The 19647-nt window shown below is 69.2% G+C and carries 3 protein-coding genes; 2 read left to right on the forward strand and 1 reads right to left on the reverse strand.

Going from position 1 to position 19647, the window contains the following annotated elements; translation table 11 throughout:
* Window positions 1-17: 17 nt before the first annotated feature.
* Complete coding sequence (locus ACGFIO_RS41015; RefSeq protein WP_392835846.1) at window positions 18-11315, forward strand: hypothetical protein; 11298 nt, start codon at window positions 18-20, stop codon at window positions 11313-11315.
* Between the two features lie 70 nt (window positions 11316-11385).
* Window positions 11386-11697: a YbaB/EbfC family nucleoid-associated protein gene (locus tag ACGFIO_RS41020; protein ID WP_392835847.1), complete on the forward strand. Its 312-nt coding sequence runs from the start codon at window positions 11386-11388 to the stop codon at window positions 11695-11697.
* 76 nt (window positions 11698-11773) lie between these two features.
* Here the strand turns inward: ACGFIO_RS41020 and ACGFIO_RS41025 are convergent, their stop codons facing one another.
* Window positions 11774-19642, reverse strand: coding sequence for a hypothetical protein (locus ACGFIO_RS41025; protein WP_392835853.1), 7869 nt, complete (start codon window positions 19640-19642; stop codon window positions 11774-11776).
* Window positions 19643-19647: the final 5 nt, after the last annotated feature.

A 19647-nucleotide genomic window follows, 5' to 3' on the forward strand; every position in this document is an offset into this window, starting at 1 on the left:
ACGCGGACGGTGTCCCCTTGGCAAAAAACGACAACGTCATAGATCCGCACGCCGACCCCGCGAAACTGCGCGAGGAGGCGAAAGCGTGGGATGAACAGGCGGCTCGCCTCGACCAGATGCGCTCACGGCTGTTCGCGGCCCACCACGGTATGAGGTGGACCGGTGCGGCGTCCTCGTCGGCCGACAAGGCCATCAACGCGGTCGCCTTCCGCATCACCTCGGTGGCCGACAGCGCGCGCTCCTGGGCCCAGCAGCTCCGGTACATGGCGACCGAGACCGAGAAGCAGATCGCCAAGGAAAAGAAGGAGGCTCTCTTTCACCTGCTGGTCGGCCTCTTCTCCGTCCTCTTGCTGCCGCTGGACTTCACCTTGCTGCCCGCGCTGGTGCTGAACGTCGTCAAGACGATCGTCAGCGTTGCGGTCAGACTCGGCGTCGTGGCCACCCGGGCGGCCCAGCTCGCGCTCGACTTCACCGTCGGGGCCGTGGTGTACGGCGTCGAGGCGTTCGCCATCGACATGGCCGCGCAGGGCATCGCCACGGGTGTCAGCAAGTCGCCGTTCGAACTCAACAAGTCGGCCGAGGGTTTGAACGTCGGGCTGGGCGCCCTTCTCGGTGGCCTCTTCTCCATGCGCCCGAACCTGTTCAAGAAGGCCCCGGACGCCAACCCGGCGATCCACAACGTCCCCGCACCGAAGGCGCCGACGCCGACCGGTGCGGCGAACGGCACCCATCCGGCCACGCTTCCGGGTACGTCGGCCGGCCGGCCGACGGGCAGGGATCTCTCGGTCGGCCGGCCCGAGGTCCGGAACAGCGTCGCGGGTTCCTTGAACGCGGCCGCTCCGATCCGGGACGTGCCGGTTCCCCTGACCAACACCGGGGCCCGCACGGGTGCCGAGGTGCCGGCGGCCAGCACCCGGACCCCGCCGATCTCCCGGCAGAACGTGGGCGAAGGCGTGGATCCGCGAGTGGGCTCGGGCGGTCAGGGAACTCTGCACAGTCCGGCGGCCACCGGTGGTGTCCCGCTGGCGAGACTGGACAACCCGGGCCCGCCGGCAGCGGTCACCGATGTCGGGCCGGCCGCTCTATCAGGCCGCCCAGCCGTCCGTTCGCCCAACGATCCGCTGCCTTCGTCCGAGCACGCAGTCGGGACCGGTGCGCGTTCGACCCCGGTGACGCCGGCACCACACATCGGATCCGAGCCGCCGATCGCGGCGCGCGGCTCCGAGGCGCACACGACGCCGCCAGTCTCGGGCGGGGCACCGCGCCCGGAGCCGAACCTCGACGCCGGTCGCCTCAACACCGGCGGCCCCGCGCGACCCCTGTCCCCCGCCCCGCACCCCGGCCCCGGGTCGCAGCCTGATCTGCCGTCCTTCATGAAGAGTGGCGGCACGCTGCCGGAAGCCAGGATCGTCCGGACGCCGGAGGCGCTCGGCACCGTCCCGGCCGGCGTCAGCCATCATCCGCCCACCCCGCCGATGCCCAGGATGCCCACGGCACCGGACGCACCGCACTCCTCGGTGCTCCCGTCACACGGGACAGGCTCGCCTCTTCGCGACTCACCGACGCCCCTCACCTCGCATCCGGACAGCGCGATCGCCGGTGGGGCCCGGCCGCCGTCGGTCGCCGATCTGCGACCGCCGCCGGAGCATCCGGCCACCCGGGCGGCGGATCGGGTGGTGACCGGGCCGGACGCGCACACCGTCGCGCCCCCGCCGCGCGAGGTGGCGCCGGGCAGCGCGACCGGCGCGAGGACTCTGCACAGCGATCCGTTCAACCCGTCCGCGCGCGGCGACGTCGGGGAATCCGTCCATGCCGCCGCCGGCACCACTGCTTTGGGAGGCTCGCCGCGGCTGCCCGAGGTGTCGGCTCCACCCCCGCGCAGCCCCGCCCCCACTCCCCACGTCACCGAGCCCGCGCCGCACGGCACCGCACCGGACGGCGCCGCCCCACATCCGGCCACACCCAGAGGCGGCGAGGGCCGAACCCACCTGGACGATGTGGCCGCCGGTCACCAGCAGCGCCATGAGGACCTCGCGGCGCAGGCCGGTCACCCGTACGCGCCGACACGCAAGGAGGCCGCGGCCGGCGCCACCGATCTGGCGCATCAGTTGCAGCGGGCCGCCATGAAGGAAGGCTGGCCGGGAGGTGGCCCGGTCGCGAAGGTCGCCGAGTCGTCCGGCACCCAGCTGCTGCGCCGGTTCGGCGACTTCTTCGCCGCCGAGGCCGGGGTGGTGGACCGTCCCCTGGCCGGCTCGGCGGCCGACGCGGCCGGCCACAATATCGACAAGCTGCGCACCGACATTCGCGCGGAGTACGCCGCAGTGAAGGGCGACGACATCCCGGCTGCGCTCAGTGACATCGCCGGCCGGATCGCGCGGGAGGCGGGCATACCCGAGTCGAGGATCGGCAACATTGTCCATGGCCTGAACACCGTGGACCACGCCGCACAGAGACAGGCCATCCGGGACTTCCGGGCGGAGATTCAGGCGTTCCGCGGCGAGGCGGCCGGCGTACCCACCGCCCATCCGGCCGGCGGCGCGAGCGCGGCAGCGTCCGGCCACGAGGTCAAGGCGCCGCACGACGGCCGGAAGCTGCAGAAGGTCAATCCCACCGATCTGGCTCGCAGCCTGGAATCCGGTCGCCAGCTGTTCAAGACTTCGGAGACCGCCGAGCAGGCGGCCCGGGCCCACGCGGGCGTTGCCGGCGACAATGCCGGGAAGCTGCACAAGATGACGCGCGCCGAAAAGGCGGACGCGGCTCAGGCCAAGGAGGCGGCCGGCCAGGCCCGTGAGGCCGAGGTACGGGCCCGGGACTGGGCGGCGAGCCGGGAGAAGGAGTTCGTCAAGCTGCAGACCGGCCTCTCGGACTTCCAGGCGGCGGCGAACCGGCGGGGCATCTGGGAAACCGTCTCCAGCGCGGTGGGCGGGAACCCGCACGAGAAACCGGTCGATCCGATTTCCTCGCGGCCGGGTGTCGACTCAGGTGACGCGGCGAACCCGGGCGCGCGGGCGTCGAGCGGCTCGGCGGCTCCGGTCGCCCGGCCGGACTCCCCCGCGGTTCCCGTCCATGCGTCCGGCGCCGACCTCGACGCCCGTTTCGGCGCCAAGCTGCAGCCGCTGGAGGCCAAGTACCGGACCGGTATCCGGCTCGCCGGGGACGTCGAACGGCTACGCCCGAACATCCAGGCCGACTTCCTCACCGAGGTACGCAACGGCACCAACCTGGCGATGAATTCGGAGCTCGTCACCGAACGGGTCGGCGTCGGCCTGCGGGGCATGACCAAGGCCGAGACCGCGACGCTGCTCGCGGACTTCCACACCGTCACCGAGCGGGCGTTCAAGGAGTTCTGGGAACCGAAGATCACGGCCGGCCGCGGCCTCGTGCCCGACGAGTTCAAACGGCTGAAGACCCAGTGGAACGCCCGCTACGACGAACTTCGGGCGCAGGTACGCGCGAACAACGTCGCGCACTACGAGATGCAACTTCTCGAACCGCACATCTCCCGTGCGGCGGACGCGGCGGCGATGCGTGGCGTGTCCGCGGCCGACATCGCCGTCGCCCGCAGGAACATCGAGCACGAGTTGCAGGTGACCGTGGCGGATCTGGTGCGGGCCAACCTGGCGCGGCTGGCGAGCACCTCGGCCTGGGATCGCATCCGGATCCGGATGCGCAACACCATGCAGCTGAACATGGACGACTTCTTCGTGGATATCGCGTCGCGGGCACGGCCGGGCGCGTCGGGCGTACCGTCTCCGAAGCCCAAGGATCCGGTCGCGCCGTACGCCCTCGACGGTCCACCGGGCGGTACCGACCATCTTCAGCGGCTCACCGCGGAAGGCGCAGCCGCCACGCGCGCTTTCCGCGAGCTGGATCCGGAGGCACTGGCCCGCGTCTCCGACGACCTGGCCGGGCATCTCGCGACGAGTTACACCCGGGACCGGCTCCGGGCCTTCGACGAGGTCTACGCCGCCGGGAACGGCGCCCCGGGACGCCGCACACCGGACTCGGTCATCAGCCGGATCGCCGGCGAGGCCCGGGTGCTGGATCTCCCTCTGGTCCCGCGGCCCGAGCTGCACGAACACATCCGTGACCGGGCCGGCGCGATGGGCCTGGCGACCACCAAACTCGCCGGCGGCACGTTCGTGCACGCCGATGTCAAACAGATCCCGCTCGACTCCGCGCTCGTCGCAGCGGCCGCCGGCAAAATGCACGCGATGCCGGGCCACGGCAGCGTCTTCGTCGGGCCGGGTGTGGACGCCGACGCGTTGATCCGCGGCCTCGACTCGGTGGCCAAGCGCAACGCGGTCTTCCACACGCCGCTGCTGGGGGCAGCGGAACGGCTCGCCCTGGCCGATCGGACGGGCGCCACGGTGGCGCTGGGAAAGCGGCCGGACGCGCTGGACGCGCAGGGCCATGTGGTGCCGGTCAATGCTTCCGGGGTACGCGATTTCCAGTTCCGTGCCGTCGAATGGCACTACGGCCCGGGCGGCGGGACACGCACACCGGCTCCCGCGGGTGTCGAGGAGATCGGCCGGAGCACCGTCTACCGCCTGCCCGAGAGCTGGGTGCTGGAGGACCTCGGCTGGGGCCGGTGGGCCCGTCCGTCCGTGGTCCCGTCCGACTTCGCCATGCGGGTCCGGGCCGGCGGCCTGCGCGACGAGCAGAGCACGCTGGTCGTCGGTGGGCCGGACGGCGAGGTTCCCGCGGCGGTTCTGGCCGAACTCAAGCGGGTGGATCTGGAGACCGGCCCGACGCGGGTGACCTGGTTGGGTGCCCGGGCCGAGGGGTGGGACACGCTGGCTCCGGCGGCGCGACCGGCCGGCGACACGGCCCTTTCGCCGGCGGCCGCCTGGGATCGGGCCAAGGCCACGAACGCGGCGAGATTCCACAGCGCGGCCGACTTCGACCGTACGGCCGTCTCGTTGCGCGAGGCTGCGCGGGCGGACTTCGACCGGGTCTCGGGCCTCGGGTCGCCGAACGAGCGGACCGGTCTGGACGCCACGCGGGCGCGGTACCTCGCCGACGTCGACCGGCTCATCGAGCGGCATCTGGGCGGTGGCGAGGGGGCGGGCTGGCACGACTACGCCGACGTCGGCGCCTTCGGCTCCGCGTACGGCGGAATGAAGGATCTGCTTCAGCAGCGGCTGAAGGCGCACTCCCTCTGGGGGGACGCCCGGCCAACCGTCGAGGACCTGATCACCCGCGGGCCGGCCGGGGAACGACGAGATCTGTTCGGGGAACACGCACGGCCGATCGCCACCGATTTCGTGGAGCGGTTCGAGTCGATGGTCGTCAAGAGCGTCGACGAGCTGGTCGCGGGCGGGCGGATCGCCGACCTCGAAGCGACAGTCCGCGGTCACCTCGATGACGTGCTCGGCCACGACAGGCTGACGACCCTGGCCGATCACCACGCCTGGGCGGACGATCTGCTGGCCCAGGCGAGCTCGAGCGTCCGCGGCATCGGCCGGGGGGAATCGTCGGAACTGGACGAGGCCAGCCGCGACGCGGTGCGGAACATCCTGACCGCCCGCCTGCGGAAGGAGCACCAAAGCCTGTTCGGCCCGGACGGCGCCCACGGCATCGAGAAATCGCTGCCGCTGTCCCGCGAAACACCTTCGGCGGCCGATGTACGACGAAGCCGCGCCGAGGCCACCGACACCTTCGCCCAGCGCATCGACGCGACGCTGACGGCCGCCAACGTCGACTCGGTCTACCGCACCGTGGACACCGCGTACCAGGCTCTCCGCCGGGCCGACCCCGAACTTCGGCCGACCGGCCTCGCCGACCGGCTGGAACTGGCCAGTCTGGTCGTCGAGAAGTTCGACCGGGTCCTCGCCGAACGTACGCAGAAACGCCTGGCCGAGGGGCTGACCGACAACGTGACCCCGGCGGAGCGGGCCGCCATGCTCGACGACCTGGTGGCTGAGGTCGACGCGACGGCGCACCGGGCCACGCCCGATGATCTGGCCGGGGACGGCCTCGACCTGGGCGTCCATGCGACGAGCACACCGCCGCACCTGATGACACCCGAGGAACTCCGCGCGCGACTCGACACGATCATGAACGACGATCTCGGCCGCCGGCTCGACCGTTCCGGCCGGGCCGCGCAGATCGACGACGAGATCGACGACGCGTTCCTCCGGCTGGAGTTGCACGACGAGCTCAACGGTTCGATGCTGCGGGAATCCGACCTGGAACGGCTCAGGGATCAGCTGGGCCTGGACCTGCGCCGTGCCCACGACCGGATCCACCATTCCGCCGACGGGCCCACCGGCACGCCGGCGGCGCGGGACGCGGCCTGGGCCGAGACGATCGACCGGTTCCGCACCGACCTACCGGCGCGGTTCGACCAGGAACTGGACGACATCATCGAGTTGCGGAAGGCGGCCACCGACTTCCACGCTCTGGAAGCGGCCGACGGACGGGTGGCCGGCCCGGTGCGCCCGGATCATTTCGACCAGCTGGCCGCCACGTACCGTGCCGATCGGATGGCCGACCACGATCGGATCTGGCACCACCGGATGGGCGAGCGGAGCAGCTGGCTGGCCCACGAGAAGGCCAACGGCGACACGTTCGGCACCGACCTGGCGGCCAAGCGCGGCCGTGAACTGTGGACCACGCTCGACGCCCGATTCGGCGCCGACACCGCGGCCGCGCTCCGGAGAATGGGGATCGGCCCGGAACAGCGGGAGCTGGCCGGCCCGGCCGTGACCCAGGTCAAGCAGCTGATGATGCAAGAGTTCCGGCAGGCCGAGGCGGCCGGCGAGAGGCTCGGCTACGCCCAGGCCCAGCAGTACGCGCAGCGTTACCGCGACCTGGCCGACTCGCTGGAATCACGGCTGACCATCGCGATGCTCGCGGACCGGGCCGGCCCGGCGGTCGACCGCGCCGTGGCCACGCACCTCGGCGAGACGAGCGGCTCGGCCGGCGCCCGGAAGCTCAAGAACGCCGTGACGGAGGAGTTCGACGCGGGCTTCCGACGCCAGCTCTCGGCCGACCGCCCCCGGCCGTTGCCGCGGTCCCTCGGCCTGGTCGAGCAAGAACACGTGCTCAACGACGTCTCCAACGCGGCGATGAGGGTGGTCGCCCAACGGACCGGCATTCGGCTCGACGCGTCGCTCGACAAGGCCCGCGCGGGCCTCGTCGAGGACCTGCTGAAGAGGGATCCGGTACCGGTCCGGGCGGACGCCGGCTTCCTCGGCGAGAAGATCGCTATGGAACAACGCGTCTCTGAGGAGCTGGCCGAGGCGCTCGCCCGGCGGGGACCCGTCGACCAGATGGCCCAGATGGCCGCGAACATGATTCAGCGGGATCTGGTCACCGATCTCTCCCGGCGGAACGCCGGCGACTGGGATTTCGACCGGCGTACCTGGGAGACGCACCTGTCGCAGACCCTGGCGGCGGCCGACGTCAGGATCGACGGGCTGGTCCGGCGCTGGTCGGAAGAGGCGAGGCTGGAGCACGAGCTCGGTGACCTCGTCCAGACGATGGCGGACCGGTGGCCCGCCGACGCCCGGTCCCAGCGGGCGGCGGGGGCGGCCGGCGAAGCGCTCACCGCGGCGGTGTCGGCGACGTTCGCACGGCTGCACCCGAACAACGCCGGCCTGGACGTCCAAGCGGTCACGACGTGGCGCGAGCGGTACGACCGGATGGTGGAGTCACCGAACGACTGGTACGCCGCCCACGCCCTCGGTGAACGCCTACAGACGGCCGGCGACGCCCTCCCGCCGTCGATCCGGGACGAGTTCCGCGAAGCCGCCCGGCAGGTGCTCTCGCCGCACCTGACCTTCCAGGAGGGCGTGAAGCCGTCGCCGTCCGCCGGAGGTGCCCAGCTCGACGCCCTTCTCGACTCGATCGGCAATCGCCTCGGCGGGGGCCGGCCGGACGTCCGCGACGTCGTCGAACCGGTGCTGGCCGGCGTCCGGACGTCGCTGGACGACGACCCGATACCCGGTATCGCGCGGAGCGGTCTCAGCGGCGACGGACAACCGCTGGCATCGCCGGTCCGGCCCAGGCTGGACGATCTGCGGGCCCAGGAGCAGCAGCGCGCCCAGACCGTCATCGACGAAGCCGCCGCACGCCTCGGCCTCGACCCGGCCGCGCTGGGCGAGGCGGGCGCCGCGTTCCGAAGTACGGTCGACGACTGGATCGGCCGGCACGAGCAGCGGGGGGCGCCGCGCGCGTACCTGGAATGGCACCTCGACGTGTTGTACGGCAACGTCGACTCCTGGCTCGCGGTCCAACGGCTGAAGACGCGGATGTACGAGGAACTCGACGTCACGCTGACGAACGCGGCCGGCCTTCCCCCGACTGGGCAGACCCTGTTCGATGTCATCGAGAAGGAGTTCAGGCCCTACCAGATCGGCATGGTGAACCACGAGCACCGGCTGGCCGTACCCCGGATCGAGAATGGCTCGGTCACGTACCACTCGGCCGTGGGTCCCGCCGAACTGAACGACCTCGCCGAGAAGGTCGGCCACAGCCTGGCCCGGGCCGCAGCGGACCTGCCCGTCGCCGCCGATGTGGCGTCGATCGGTCCCAAGGTGGTCGCGTCGTTGGACGAGCACCCGATCGAAACCGACGGGACCGGCGGCCTGGCGACGCGGCTCGAGGTGTTCAAGTCGCAGCTGAGCACCGAGGTGGACGCGGCGATCGAGCGGGTGCGCGGCCTGCGGGTGGCGCCGGGCGACCCGGTCCGGACGTCGGAGCAGTACCAGTCCCTCCTCGCCCCGGCCGGTGCGAAGGTGCTGGACCGGCTGATCCGAGAGGTGGACCTCCGGTACGCCCAGCGGTGGAGTGCCGACGGCGGTGACTGGAGCCAGTTCACCAACGGTCTCGACCAGATCGACGCGCTGGTCGCCGAGGAACAGTGGCGCTCGTACCACGACACCTTCGGCCGGCGGCTGGCGGCGGCGGACCGCCTCGAGATGCTGGCGACCGAGGCGGTCGATCAGGCGCAGAACCGTTTCGGTACGCGGTCAGCCGCGATGACCCAGGCCGGTCAGGCGTACGTGGCCACGGTGATGGCGGAATTCGACCGCCGCTACCCGGTGGACGAACCGTTCAGCCGTCCCGACGAGCAGCCCTTGACGGAGCTCATCGGGTCCGTGGACGCCTGGATGACCGTGCACATGGCCAAGTCCCGGATGGCCGACTGGACCACCCAGTTCACCGACTCCACCCGGACACAGCGACCGGCCCTGGCCGACCGCCTGGCCGCGACGCTGGACGACGAACTGGACGGCTACCTCACCTATAGGGACGGGCCGCGACTCCCGGCCGCCGTCGATGCGGTGGAACTGCAACGCCTCGTCGCTCAGGCCGCCGACCGGCTCGACCACGAGGTGCGGAAGGCGATCGCCGCCGGCACGGTCGATCTGGCCCACTCGACACGCATCCGGACCACCGGAGAGCTCTTCGCGGCCCACCCGGTACCTGGCGTGAGCGGTCTCGGCCGTGCCCTCCCCGACGCCGGCGAGACGGCCGGAACGACCACCGGGCAGTTCGCGTGGCTGGGCAACAACGTCGCCGGTTACACCGAGCAGTACCAGCGGGATCGATGGGCGACCCGGGTCGGCGAGCTGCGGCGGGACTACGCGGCACGCCTCGCGACGGCCAAGGATTCCGGCCGGGCCCCGGCGCCGGAGGTGGAACTCGGACCGCCTCAGGAGGCGCCCGAGTCCGCCCTGCCCGGCTTCGGCGCGATCCTCCACCAGACCCACGACGCGGTACGGGCCGCGCTGGCCCGCTCGGACCGTGCGATCCCGGACGACCTGGCCCGCCAGATCACCGAAGACGTCGACGCCGTACTCACGGCCGCCGCGCGCACCGCCGAGGCGCACGCGGACGCCGGTCGGCGCACGCCCACCGCGATCGATGAGGCTGTCGCCGAGTTGCGTACGGTGGCGGAGAAGCTGCCGTCGACGGTCTCGGCCCGGCTTCTGCACGAGGCCCGCCTGGCCGCGGAGGTGGCCAAGGCCGGCACCGCGTTCGGCGCCATCCTCCGCGAGGACCCGACCGGGGGTCGGGTCGACCTGCCGGCGCCGGCGACGCGGCAGCTGGCGGTGTCCTTCGCGTTCGACTGGTTGATGAGCTACGACCGGGCGTTCGGCGGGACCGACACCTGGGCGGCCGGCGCGCATCGGCCGCCGAGGCTGCACAGCCTCGCCGAGAAGGTTCAGGTGGCGCCGGAGGTCGAGCGCTGGTCAACCGGGGACCTTCGCCGCGCTCTGCTGGACAAGGCCACTCCAGCGACACGGGCGATCGAGGTCGACGGCGCGGTCCTGCTCGGGGGGCAGCAATACGACGACGGGCCGGATCCCGAGGGCCTTCGCCAGCCGATGCCGGGGCGTGTCCGCGTCGTCCTGGGGCGGGACGTGGACCTTGCGGGTTATCTCAGGAATCTCACCCGATCGCAGCGTGTAGCCACGATCGTGAGCATCCCGGATGCGCGACCGGGGGTGCTGCGGGCAGTGGCGAAGCAGCACGGCGTGACGGTCGCCTTGAACGAACCGCCCATCGACCTCCGGGGGTGGCAAGAGGCGACGCCGGTCAACGCCGCCGGCTCGGTCGTCCCCAGCCACCTGGCGACCGAGTGGCACATCATCCCTCCGGGCCTTGCTCCACTGCCGTTCTTCCCGCTGAAACAGCTCCGGCCGCACGTCTACGCGCTGTCCGACGGCTGGATCCTGATGGACGAGTGGACCGGGATCCGGGTGTTCCCGCCCGGCGCGGCACGACCGTCGGCGCGGCGCACCCCGGACAGCGCGGCGCCTCGTCTCCTCATCGGCCGGCCCGGGATCGTCCTGCCCAAACCGGTCGCGCGGGACCTGTCCAGTGTCGTCGAAAAGCTCCGCAAAACCGACGAGCGGCCGGTCGACGTGGAATGGTTGAGCGAGCCGCACCCGATGGTCGCCGCCGAACCCGAGCCGGCCGCCGTTCCCTTGGCGACGGCCGACGCGGCGCGGGTGCTGGAAGCTCACGGCCATGTCGACGTGGGGCACGCCTTCTCCGCGGAAGCGGATCCCCGCCGACGGGACGACATGCTGATCCGCCTGATTCCGTCGGCCGACGATGCCGTGCTGAGGCTCCTGCCCCAGCTGGCGGCGGACGGCCTGGTGCGGAAGGCGTTGCTGGTCCTGGGTCAGGCCATCCTCGATGAGCCAATCGCGGCGCGTACCGCCTCCGACAGCTTCAGCCCGCTGCCGGTCGAGTCCAAACTGCTGCTGGTCGACCAGGTCATCGAACGCGCCCATGACGCTGCGGGAGGGCCCGACGTCATGCTCGGTCTCGCGCACCTGATCCTGGACTGCTGACCTTCACGTTTCCGGTGGCCGCCGACCGCGCGGCGCCGAGTTTGTCCGAACACGCGAGAGGTGGCAGGGCATGGGCTCATCGGATTTCGACGCCATGATGGACCAGGCACGAGAAATGCAGGATTACGCGTACGTCATGCAGGCTCGCGCCGAGCAGACCGAGATAGTGGGTACTGCGGCGAGCGGCGCCGTCGCCATCGCGGTGACCACCGCAGGTTCCTTCCAGTCCGTTCGGATCGATCCCGAAGTCCTCGACCAGGGCCAGGGCGAGGTGGAGCATGCGGTGCTGGACGCGCTCCGGGACGTGGCCGCCCAGATGCAACGCCTCGGTCAGGAACGGATGAACGGCCTGCAGGAACTGCTCGACTCCATGACCGAGTAGCTAGGCCCTCGACGTCGGAACCTGCTGCGAGAAGCTCGCCGGTCCGCTCAGCGGCCGGCGAGCCTCTCCCCGGTGCTCAACAGGCGTACACTGCGGCAAGAACCGGTTCGAGCTGCTGTGCCTCAGTCCCCTTGCTGACGGATCGCAGATCCCTGATCACGCCGCCGAGCGCGTCGACCCAGGCGCCCTTCATCTCCGCGTCAAGGCGCGGCTTGTTCTCGGCAACCCAGGCTGCGACCTCGGCGAACTGGCCGGCGCGAGCCAGGTCGATCGCCTTGAGCAGCGCGGTGGTGAAGTCGAACTGGTTGCGCTGGCCGACGTCGCCCGCACCCCGCCCGACGGCTTCGACCAGCGTCTGGAACTTCTCGGTGATGGGAGTAGCGCCGGTGACCCCCGAGTCGGCCAATTCGAAGACGCCGGAAATCACGGTTTTCGGGCGGTCCAGCATCGTCGATTCGTGGTACCGCGGTACCACGTCGGTGTCGGCGCCGAAGGCCAGCAGCGGGCCGGCGATACCAGCACGCTGGCTGGTCTTGACCCGCTCGGCCATCTCGTCGGCCAGGAGCTTGTTGGCCTGGGTGAGGTAGGTCGCGGGGGACGACTTGAGGCGTTCGTGCTGCTCGCGAACGCTCAGGCCGCCCCAGAGGAACGCGCCGAACTGCTCGTCGGTGCGCGTGATACCCGGGTCGCGGTACAGCTTGGCCATGCTGTCCGCCAGGGCGCCGTCGATCTTGTCGGTGGGCTGGCCGGGACGCTGGCTACGGGGCACCGTGCGATCGGCCGGCTGGACGTGCCACGCGTTCTCCAGCCCGGCCGGGGCCGAGTTGGCCAGCGCCCCGCCGTAGGGGGCGATGGCGTCGAGCAACTCGACGCTGACGACACCCTTGGTGAAGACCGATACCTGGGACTTTCCTTGTCCGAACTGTTCGAGCACTTCGTTGAGCTCGGTGATCTGCTTAGGGGTAGGCGCCTGCCGGGACTGGGTACTGAGCCAGTAGAAGATCTGGTCCGGCTTTTCCTCCGCGAGTTTGACCAGTGCCCTCGGTGGCGCGCCCTTGGCAGTGAGCGAGCCGGTGTCGCCGATCAGGTTCGCCGGGGCGTTCTGCGGATGCGGCATGGTGTCCTGCGCGGTGGCCAGCCACTGGGGTTTGACGTCCAGATCGGACTCGTGGAATGACGAGCCGAGGCTGCTCTGCGCCGACGCCGGGGACGGCGGGGCGGCAAGATTCTGTTCCTCGATCCATACCCGGGTCTGGCGATGCAGCGCCTCGTCGTCAAGAGCTGCGGATTGTCGCAGCAAGCCGGTGGGGAGCTTCGAGGCAGTCAGCTGTGAACCGCGGGACGAGGCCGCGGCCACGATGTCCTGCGCGGTGGGCAGTCGGCCGGCTTGCTTCGGGTGCCGGTAGCGCAGGCGGTCGAGCGCGGTGTCCAGCAGGTCGACAAGACGCGTACGGACCGCGTCGGCTCGCGCGAGGCCGACGGTTGCCGCCTGCTCGGGCAGGCCACCGAGCTTGCCGATCCCCTCCTGCAGCGCGTTCTGCCCGTTGCCGCCACCTTCGACATGGATCTTCAGTGGGACGTGTGGCCCGTGGACACGCGACAGGTCAGCGGCTTTCCAGGCGACGTTGTCGACGAATTGGTGAAGTGTCCACGAGTCCAGAATCGGCTCGGACTTGCGAGGCTGGAAACTGACACCGATCGCGGCCGGTGCCTCGAAGCTGAAGTGCTTGAGCCATGCGGGGTTGCGGTCGAACTCGGCCTTGAGGTTGAATTCGTCGGTCTCCATGCGGCCGGTGGGTGAGAACGCGTGCGCCCACTCCCACGTTCCGTCCGTCTGGTGGACGAACAGGAAGTGGTACTTGTCCGGCCATGGTTGGTGCCAGGAGCCGTCCACGCGCTGAACTTCGGCGACGGTGCCGGTCTCGGGGTCACGTGCCGTTTCGACGTAATGATCGGGGCCGATCACCCTGTCCTTCCAGATCTCCATCGACACGAACGCTCCCAGGTCGGGCTCGTGCGGTTTGAAGATCGCTCCGGAAAGGGTGCCCCACAGGTTGGTGCCATGCACGTTCACCTTGACGAACGGGGCGTCCGGCCGTGACATCGACGCGTTGTAGCCGAGGATCTGCCGCCCGTGGGAATCAGTCTGCGGGACTGAAGCGGGAATGTCCTCGTCCGGCGCCGGGAGCGTGGTGGTGGCCGGCGCGAGCGTATCGGCCGGGTTGCGATTGCTGATGACGTCCAAGATGACCTTACGGAGATCGTTGCCGTCGATCTTCGTGGTCGGCTTCGGCGGGAAGAGGGTGAGGACGGCGCCGAGGCCGAGCCTGACCGCGAAGTCCGTGCCGATACCGATCAGCCCGATCAGCTCGGGCTCACCCTTCGCGGCGTTCACGATCTGCTGGGCGGCGCCGAGGTCGGTGAGCTTGGCCTTCAGCTCCGCACGAAGGTCGTTCCACAGCCGGTCGCCCAGCCGCTGGAAGATGTCCTTTTCCTGAATCGGTCGCTCGTGCTGGCTTGCCTTGATCTCGGTGATCTGCTTCTCGAGCAGCTTGATGCGCTCATCGAAGAAGCCCTTGAAGATCTTGGTGAGGCCCGAGGCGATCATCGGCCAGCCCGGTACGTACGCGCCCCCGACAGCGGCTGCGGCTACGAAAAGGTCGAAGCCCTTCTGGTACGAGGCCACAATGGACCTCGCCATGGCGTCGGGTTTCAGGTCGGCCAGCAAGATCGCCCGCGTACTGCTGTTTTGTTTCTGGAAGGCCTTCGCCTGGTAGTCCTCGAAGACCTTCATGGCGGCCATGCCGGCACTCTTGCCCGCGAAGCCGACCAGCGCCGGCGCGGCTGACAGACCTGTCGGCAGGAAGACACCGGCGGTCCATCCGAGGGCGCCTTCGAACAGGCCGATCGTCTTCTCCAGGACCTTCTTGGTCTTGCTCTCCTCGCCCCGTACCGCGGACTTCACCGCGGCATCGGTGACCAGGCCACGCATGTGCTTCGCCGTCTCCTCGGCGACGTGCGCATAGTGCTCGACCGCCTCCGCGATGGCCACGTCGGGAGCCTCCGCCGCCGGCCCGTCCCCGATCAGGCCGGCCCGCGCACCGGTGCGCGGTGCCGGGATGCCCGCGAGCGCGCCACGCAGGTGATCGATCGCGCGGCTCAACTCGTAGCGATGCTTCGCCACGTGCAGACGGTCACCCAGGGCCGACCGGACGTATCCCTGCTTGCTGAGGCTCTGTAGGGAGCTCAGGAGGTGTTCGCCGTGGTCGATCTGCCGCTCCAGCAACGCGCGCAGGTCACGGTTGAAAACGGTGACGTCGGCGAGCGGCTGGGCCCGCGTCAGGCCAGGTCTCGGACTGTCGAGGCGCTGGCTCGTGAGCGACCGCACGATCTGGTCGACCGGTGACGGCGGCGCGCCGAGCTGCCGCGCGACGTCGGTCCGCGATTGGTGAAACGCCCGTGAGGCCTCGACCGCCTGGGCCATCTCCGTCCTGGTCGGCACGCCGGTGCCCGGAAGGTGGTGGCCGAGCGCCTCGGGCTCCATGTCGGGCGACATGCCGGGGCGGTAGGTCCGGAACTGGTTCGCGGGTGTCTGCATCAGATGAGGCCGGCCGTCGACCCACACGGTCTCGGCCGCGAAGACCTTCGCGGCCTCGTTCGACCCCTCGACCCCCTGCACGACGAAGACCTCGGTGTCCGCTCCGACAACCGTCAACTCGGGTCGCCGCCGGAAGAGCTCCCGCAGGGTGCCGGTGCTGACGATCTCGCAAGCGACGAGGTTCACGGCGGCGGTGCCGGGCGGGATCTGCTCGCTGATCGTGTCCGCGGTGACATAGTGGGTGAGGCTTTCCCGGATGCCACCGCGAACGGCGTCGCCGACGTCATTGCGATAGCCCTCGCCAAGGACGCTGAAGCTACCCTTCGGCAGTCGCAACGTCGCGAGATCAGTGACCAACGACGAGCCGGGCGCCCCGAACACAATCCCGTCGCCGGACGACAGCGGCGTGGTGCTGGGCACGCCGATCAGCGGCTCGAGGACGCTGGACCCGGCGGAGGCGTGCCTGACGACCCGACCATCTACATTGGAAATGGTGATGGTTGTCCATTGACGGTGCCGGTACATTTCGTATTTGTTCGGGGATCCCACTATAGGCTTGAAGACGGTTTCCGGATCACCGTCACGCACGTAGTGCTGGTCCCACTCATTGTATTCCGGGTTTCGGACGATCCAGTCGTCGCCGACGTAGTAGTCGCGGCCTCGGGTATACCCGGCCGCCGGAGCTGTCGTGGGCTGCGTCGACTCCGGCCCAGTCGCGTAGTCAGTTCCGGCATACGTGGGCTCGGGGCCTCGACGGTATTCGGTGCGCGGCGAGTGCGAATAGTTGGAGCTTGGATCGTATTCGGAAGAAGACAGCTGAGACGAGTAGCCGAAGCTTGGAACGTTCTGCGAGGGCGGCGGGTACGAGTAGCCGGAGTAGGAGTTCGAACCGGTGGAGGCGCCGGCCGAAGAGGGCCCCGCATGCTGTTGGTCCAGAACCCGTCGGATGCGGGCGTCCTGGAGACCGGTGGCTCTCATCGCTACAGTTCGGCCATCGCTGTCGGTCGTCCAGTGGTAGTACGCATCGTTTTGACGGTGCCATTGGATGCCGTCTACCTCGTAGTAGTCAGTGAGACGGCTCTCGAATTGCTGTTGAGCCGCAGGCCCGGGGACACTCGAAACGGGCCGATAGGGCAAGGACATGGTGCTCGATGGAGCAGTTGAGCTGTTCGGCGGCGCCACGAGATCCTGACGCATCTGGGCGAACATTGCACGCTCCCGCTCCACCTCCTCCCTCACCATGTTTGGAACGAAACGCTGACCTAGAATGATTTTTTTCCAGTATTTTCTTTCGAAACTACTTTTCGGCATTCTTAAATAATCGGCGACAGAATTCGCGGTCACGCCCCAATTCTTCATGAGAGTTAGACAGGTTCCCGATTCCAGAGAACCGGCTTCACTAGATCTACCAGCTGGCACCAGTTCCCTCAGCCGGTCCCACAGGTGATTCACGACAATTTTCTCGACAGCACGCTCCTCGGCCTGGTCGAGCAGCCGAGCGCCTTGCTGGACATGCTTCCTGACGGTGTCCTCGGAGATTCCGGCCGTGTGCTCGGCGATCGCCCGATAACTCTGAACGCGTCGGTAGATGACCCCAACGAGCCGAGTCCACTCGCCGGGCAGCTGCCGAGTGCGATCACCGACAGCCACCCACTCCTGACTCACCTGCGTCAGCCTCGCGACGTCCACGTCCCCTGTCAGGTCCTGCCGTACGGTTCCGGGGCCGCCAGCCACAGTGGGTTTGAAGGTCTGCGGGATCCGTTCTTCGTCGCCGCTGGTTGACGGGGTCGTGTAATTGCGCCTGTCCTGCCGACCGACCTTCTTCTGCAGGCCGTACTGCGGCGCAGGCCCCTGGACAGCGTCATAAGGCGCCGTGTCGTTCGACCACGCGGAGACGTTTGTCGAGTGGCCATCGAGCATCTCCCCCAGCCGGCGGAGCAGCCAGCGTCCACTTCCAGCCGAGTCGGTCCCGTCGGCGGACGGGTCGGAGCCGACCCAGGGGAGGTGGCGCAGAAGGGACTCAAAGGCGGTGTCGAAGGCGTTTCCCGGGTTGTGGTTATGGTGCACGCCGAGGGTGCGGTTCATGTGAACCAGGCCGAGGTAGCACGCGAGACAGGGGCGCATTCGTCCATGGATGGCGAAGTCACCTCTGAGCGAATCGTAGACCAGTCCGGCGCTGTGAACTGCGATCATCAATTTTTGTTCGGCGTGAATCTCGCGACTGCCGTAATAGAGCAGGATGACCGCGTTTTCGTAGCTCCGCGACGTCAACAGTTTGTTCATCCTGTCCGCATCTGACGCGTCGGCGACCACGACCAGGCCGCGCGCGGCGAGAATGTTGGTGACCGACGTCGCGGGACGCAGATTGCCTGACATCGACTGAGTCAACTTGCTTACCGCATCGTTGAGGCGCCTCCGCGCCTCAACGTCTTCCTGATTTCTGTAACCCGTGTGGTAATTCGCAGAAAGAAGGTCAGATATTGGCCTTTCGGCTCCCACCTTATTGTAAAGGCGTTGAGTCATCGAGTCGGCGTTCGATGCGATTACCAAACGACTGTTGATAATCATCGACTGCATTTCAAAATCGCGCTCTGCTGACCCGGCCGATGCGTCGCGCGAGTCACGCGCCGCATGAAAGAGAACCAGCGACAGATGCTGCAGTGATTGACCGACAGGCATCAGATAATCGTCGCTGCTCGACTTATAGGTATGGGCGTACCGATAGTTTACCTCAGCTGTCGAACGGCCCATATGTGTCAGCTTGCCCATGTCGAGTCCGTGATCGGTTAGAGTTGTTCGAATCTCCCGCATTACCGCCGAGACGGAAAGCGTAGAACGCTTGCTGGTCGATTCAGGTTGACCGCTTTCTGAATCGCGTGACCTTTTGGAATATTTCCCCTCAGACGTCTCATGCCTCGCAGGCCCCTTGCCCTTGCGATCTTGCGGGCCGGCATAGCGGATGCCGTCAGGTCCGGCAAGGCCGGAATCAAGCAACGCGCGCACCGTCGCGTCCGACTCCAGCTCGGCCGCGATCTCGGCCACCTGTCCGTTACCGTCGACCAGCAGCATGCGAGCGTCCGCGAAATCATCGGCGACGAGTTCCGCGGGACGGACCGCACCGACCTCACCTGCACGGAAATCGACGGAGTGCACGCCGTCTGCGGTGTCGCGGAACGCCACCGCGTGGCCGATCGCGCCGGGTCGTCCGACCAGGGCGAACACCGTTGCTCCGCGGACGCCGACCGGTGCGCCGCGCAATGCGGCCGTCACGGTCGACAGGGACGAGAACGCTACCCACTGCCGGTCGGCCACCCCGGCGAACGGGTCGGGCAACGGGTCAGCGGAGCGGGTCAGCGTGCTGGGCAGCGTATTCAGGTCATCGACGGCCTGTCCGGTGCGGACACTGCCGTACAGGTCACGGGCGAGATTGCGAATGCCTGTGACGCAGGCCGCCGTGTCGGCCAGGTCGATCGGCGGCAACTGAGCGGCCATCGCGGTCAAGCTCGCCGCCGAGAGACCGAGCGGTCCCGGCATCGTGACGGTCATCGTGTCGAAGGCGTAGGGCAGCGGCTGGGCGGTGGCTGTTCCGTCGGCGAGCCGCAGAACGGAGAGTCCGTCGGGGTCGGCGACCACCAGGTAGGTGTGGGGTTTGCCCGATGCCGTGCCGATCATCTCCACCACGGCCTGCTCCCCGGGTCGCAGCGTATCGAGGTGAATCAGCAGTTCGGTGAAGTGGGTCAGGCGGCTGGTTGCGCCGGCGGGACGGGCCTCGGTCACCGCGCTGTGGCGAGCGTTCACGACCGCGGCGGGCAGGCCGATCCAGGTGGCGTCACCGGCATGGCGTACTTGCCCGGGCATCGGGGGGTGAGCCAGGACGACGCCAGTTTCGTCCACCGCGGCCGGGGCGTCGGCGAGGTGCTTGTCGTCGTTCGGCAGCACCCGCGCGCCCGTCGCCAGCCCCGGATCGACCACCCGGCCGGTGTCGTCGATCGGCAGCACCCGCTGGTCGGCCGGATCGAGCAGATCGCGACGGCCGGGCAACTGGACCGGGATGTGATGCGCGGCGGTCCGCGCGTTCACCTCGGCGCGCGAAATGGTCGCGGCCAGATTCGGGGCGAGCACTTCCACCATGCGGGCGATCGTCGTGGCGTGCTCGCGGGCGAGAGCATCCCCGACCCGGAGGGCACCCAGCGCGCCCTCGCCGAGATGCACCTGCACAAGGCCGGGCAAGGGGGGCGTGTCGAGCACCCACGTCGGCACCTCGGCGGTCGGGTCGATGCCAAGGTGCAGGCCCGAGGCGACGGGTGTCCAGCCTTCGAGACAGATCGCCGGAATGCTGCCAGCCATCAGGC

This window comes from Actinoplanes sp. NPDC049265, assembly GCF_043197135.1.
GTDB lineage: Bacteria > Actinomycetota > Actinomycetes > Mycobacteriales > Micromonosporaceae > Actinoplanes.

What these genes read in the sequence shown, in the direction of transcription:
- ACGFIO_RS41020 (WP_392835847.1), top strand. Translation starts at nt 11,386, where the DNA reads ATGGGCTCATCGGATTTCGACGCCATGATGGACCAGGCACGAGAAATG.
- ACGFIO_RS41025 (WP_392835853.1), bottom strand. Translation starts at nt 19,642, where the DNA reads ATGGCTGGCAGCATTCCGGCGATCTGTCTCGAAGGCTGGACACCCGTC.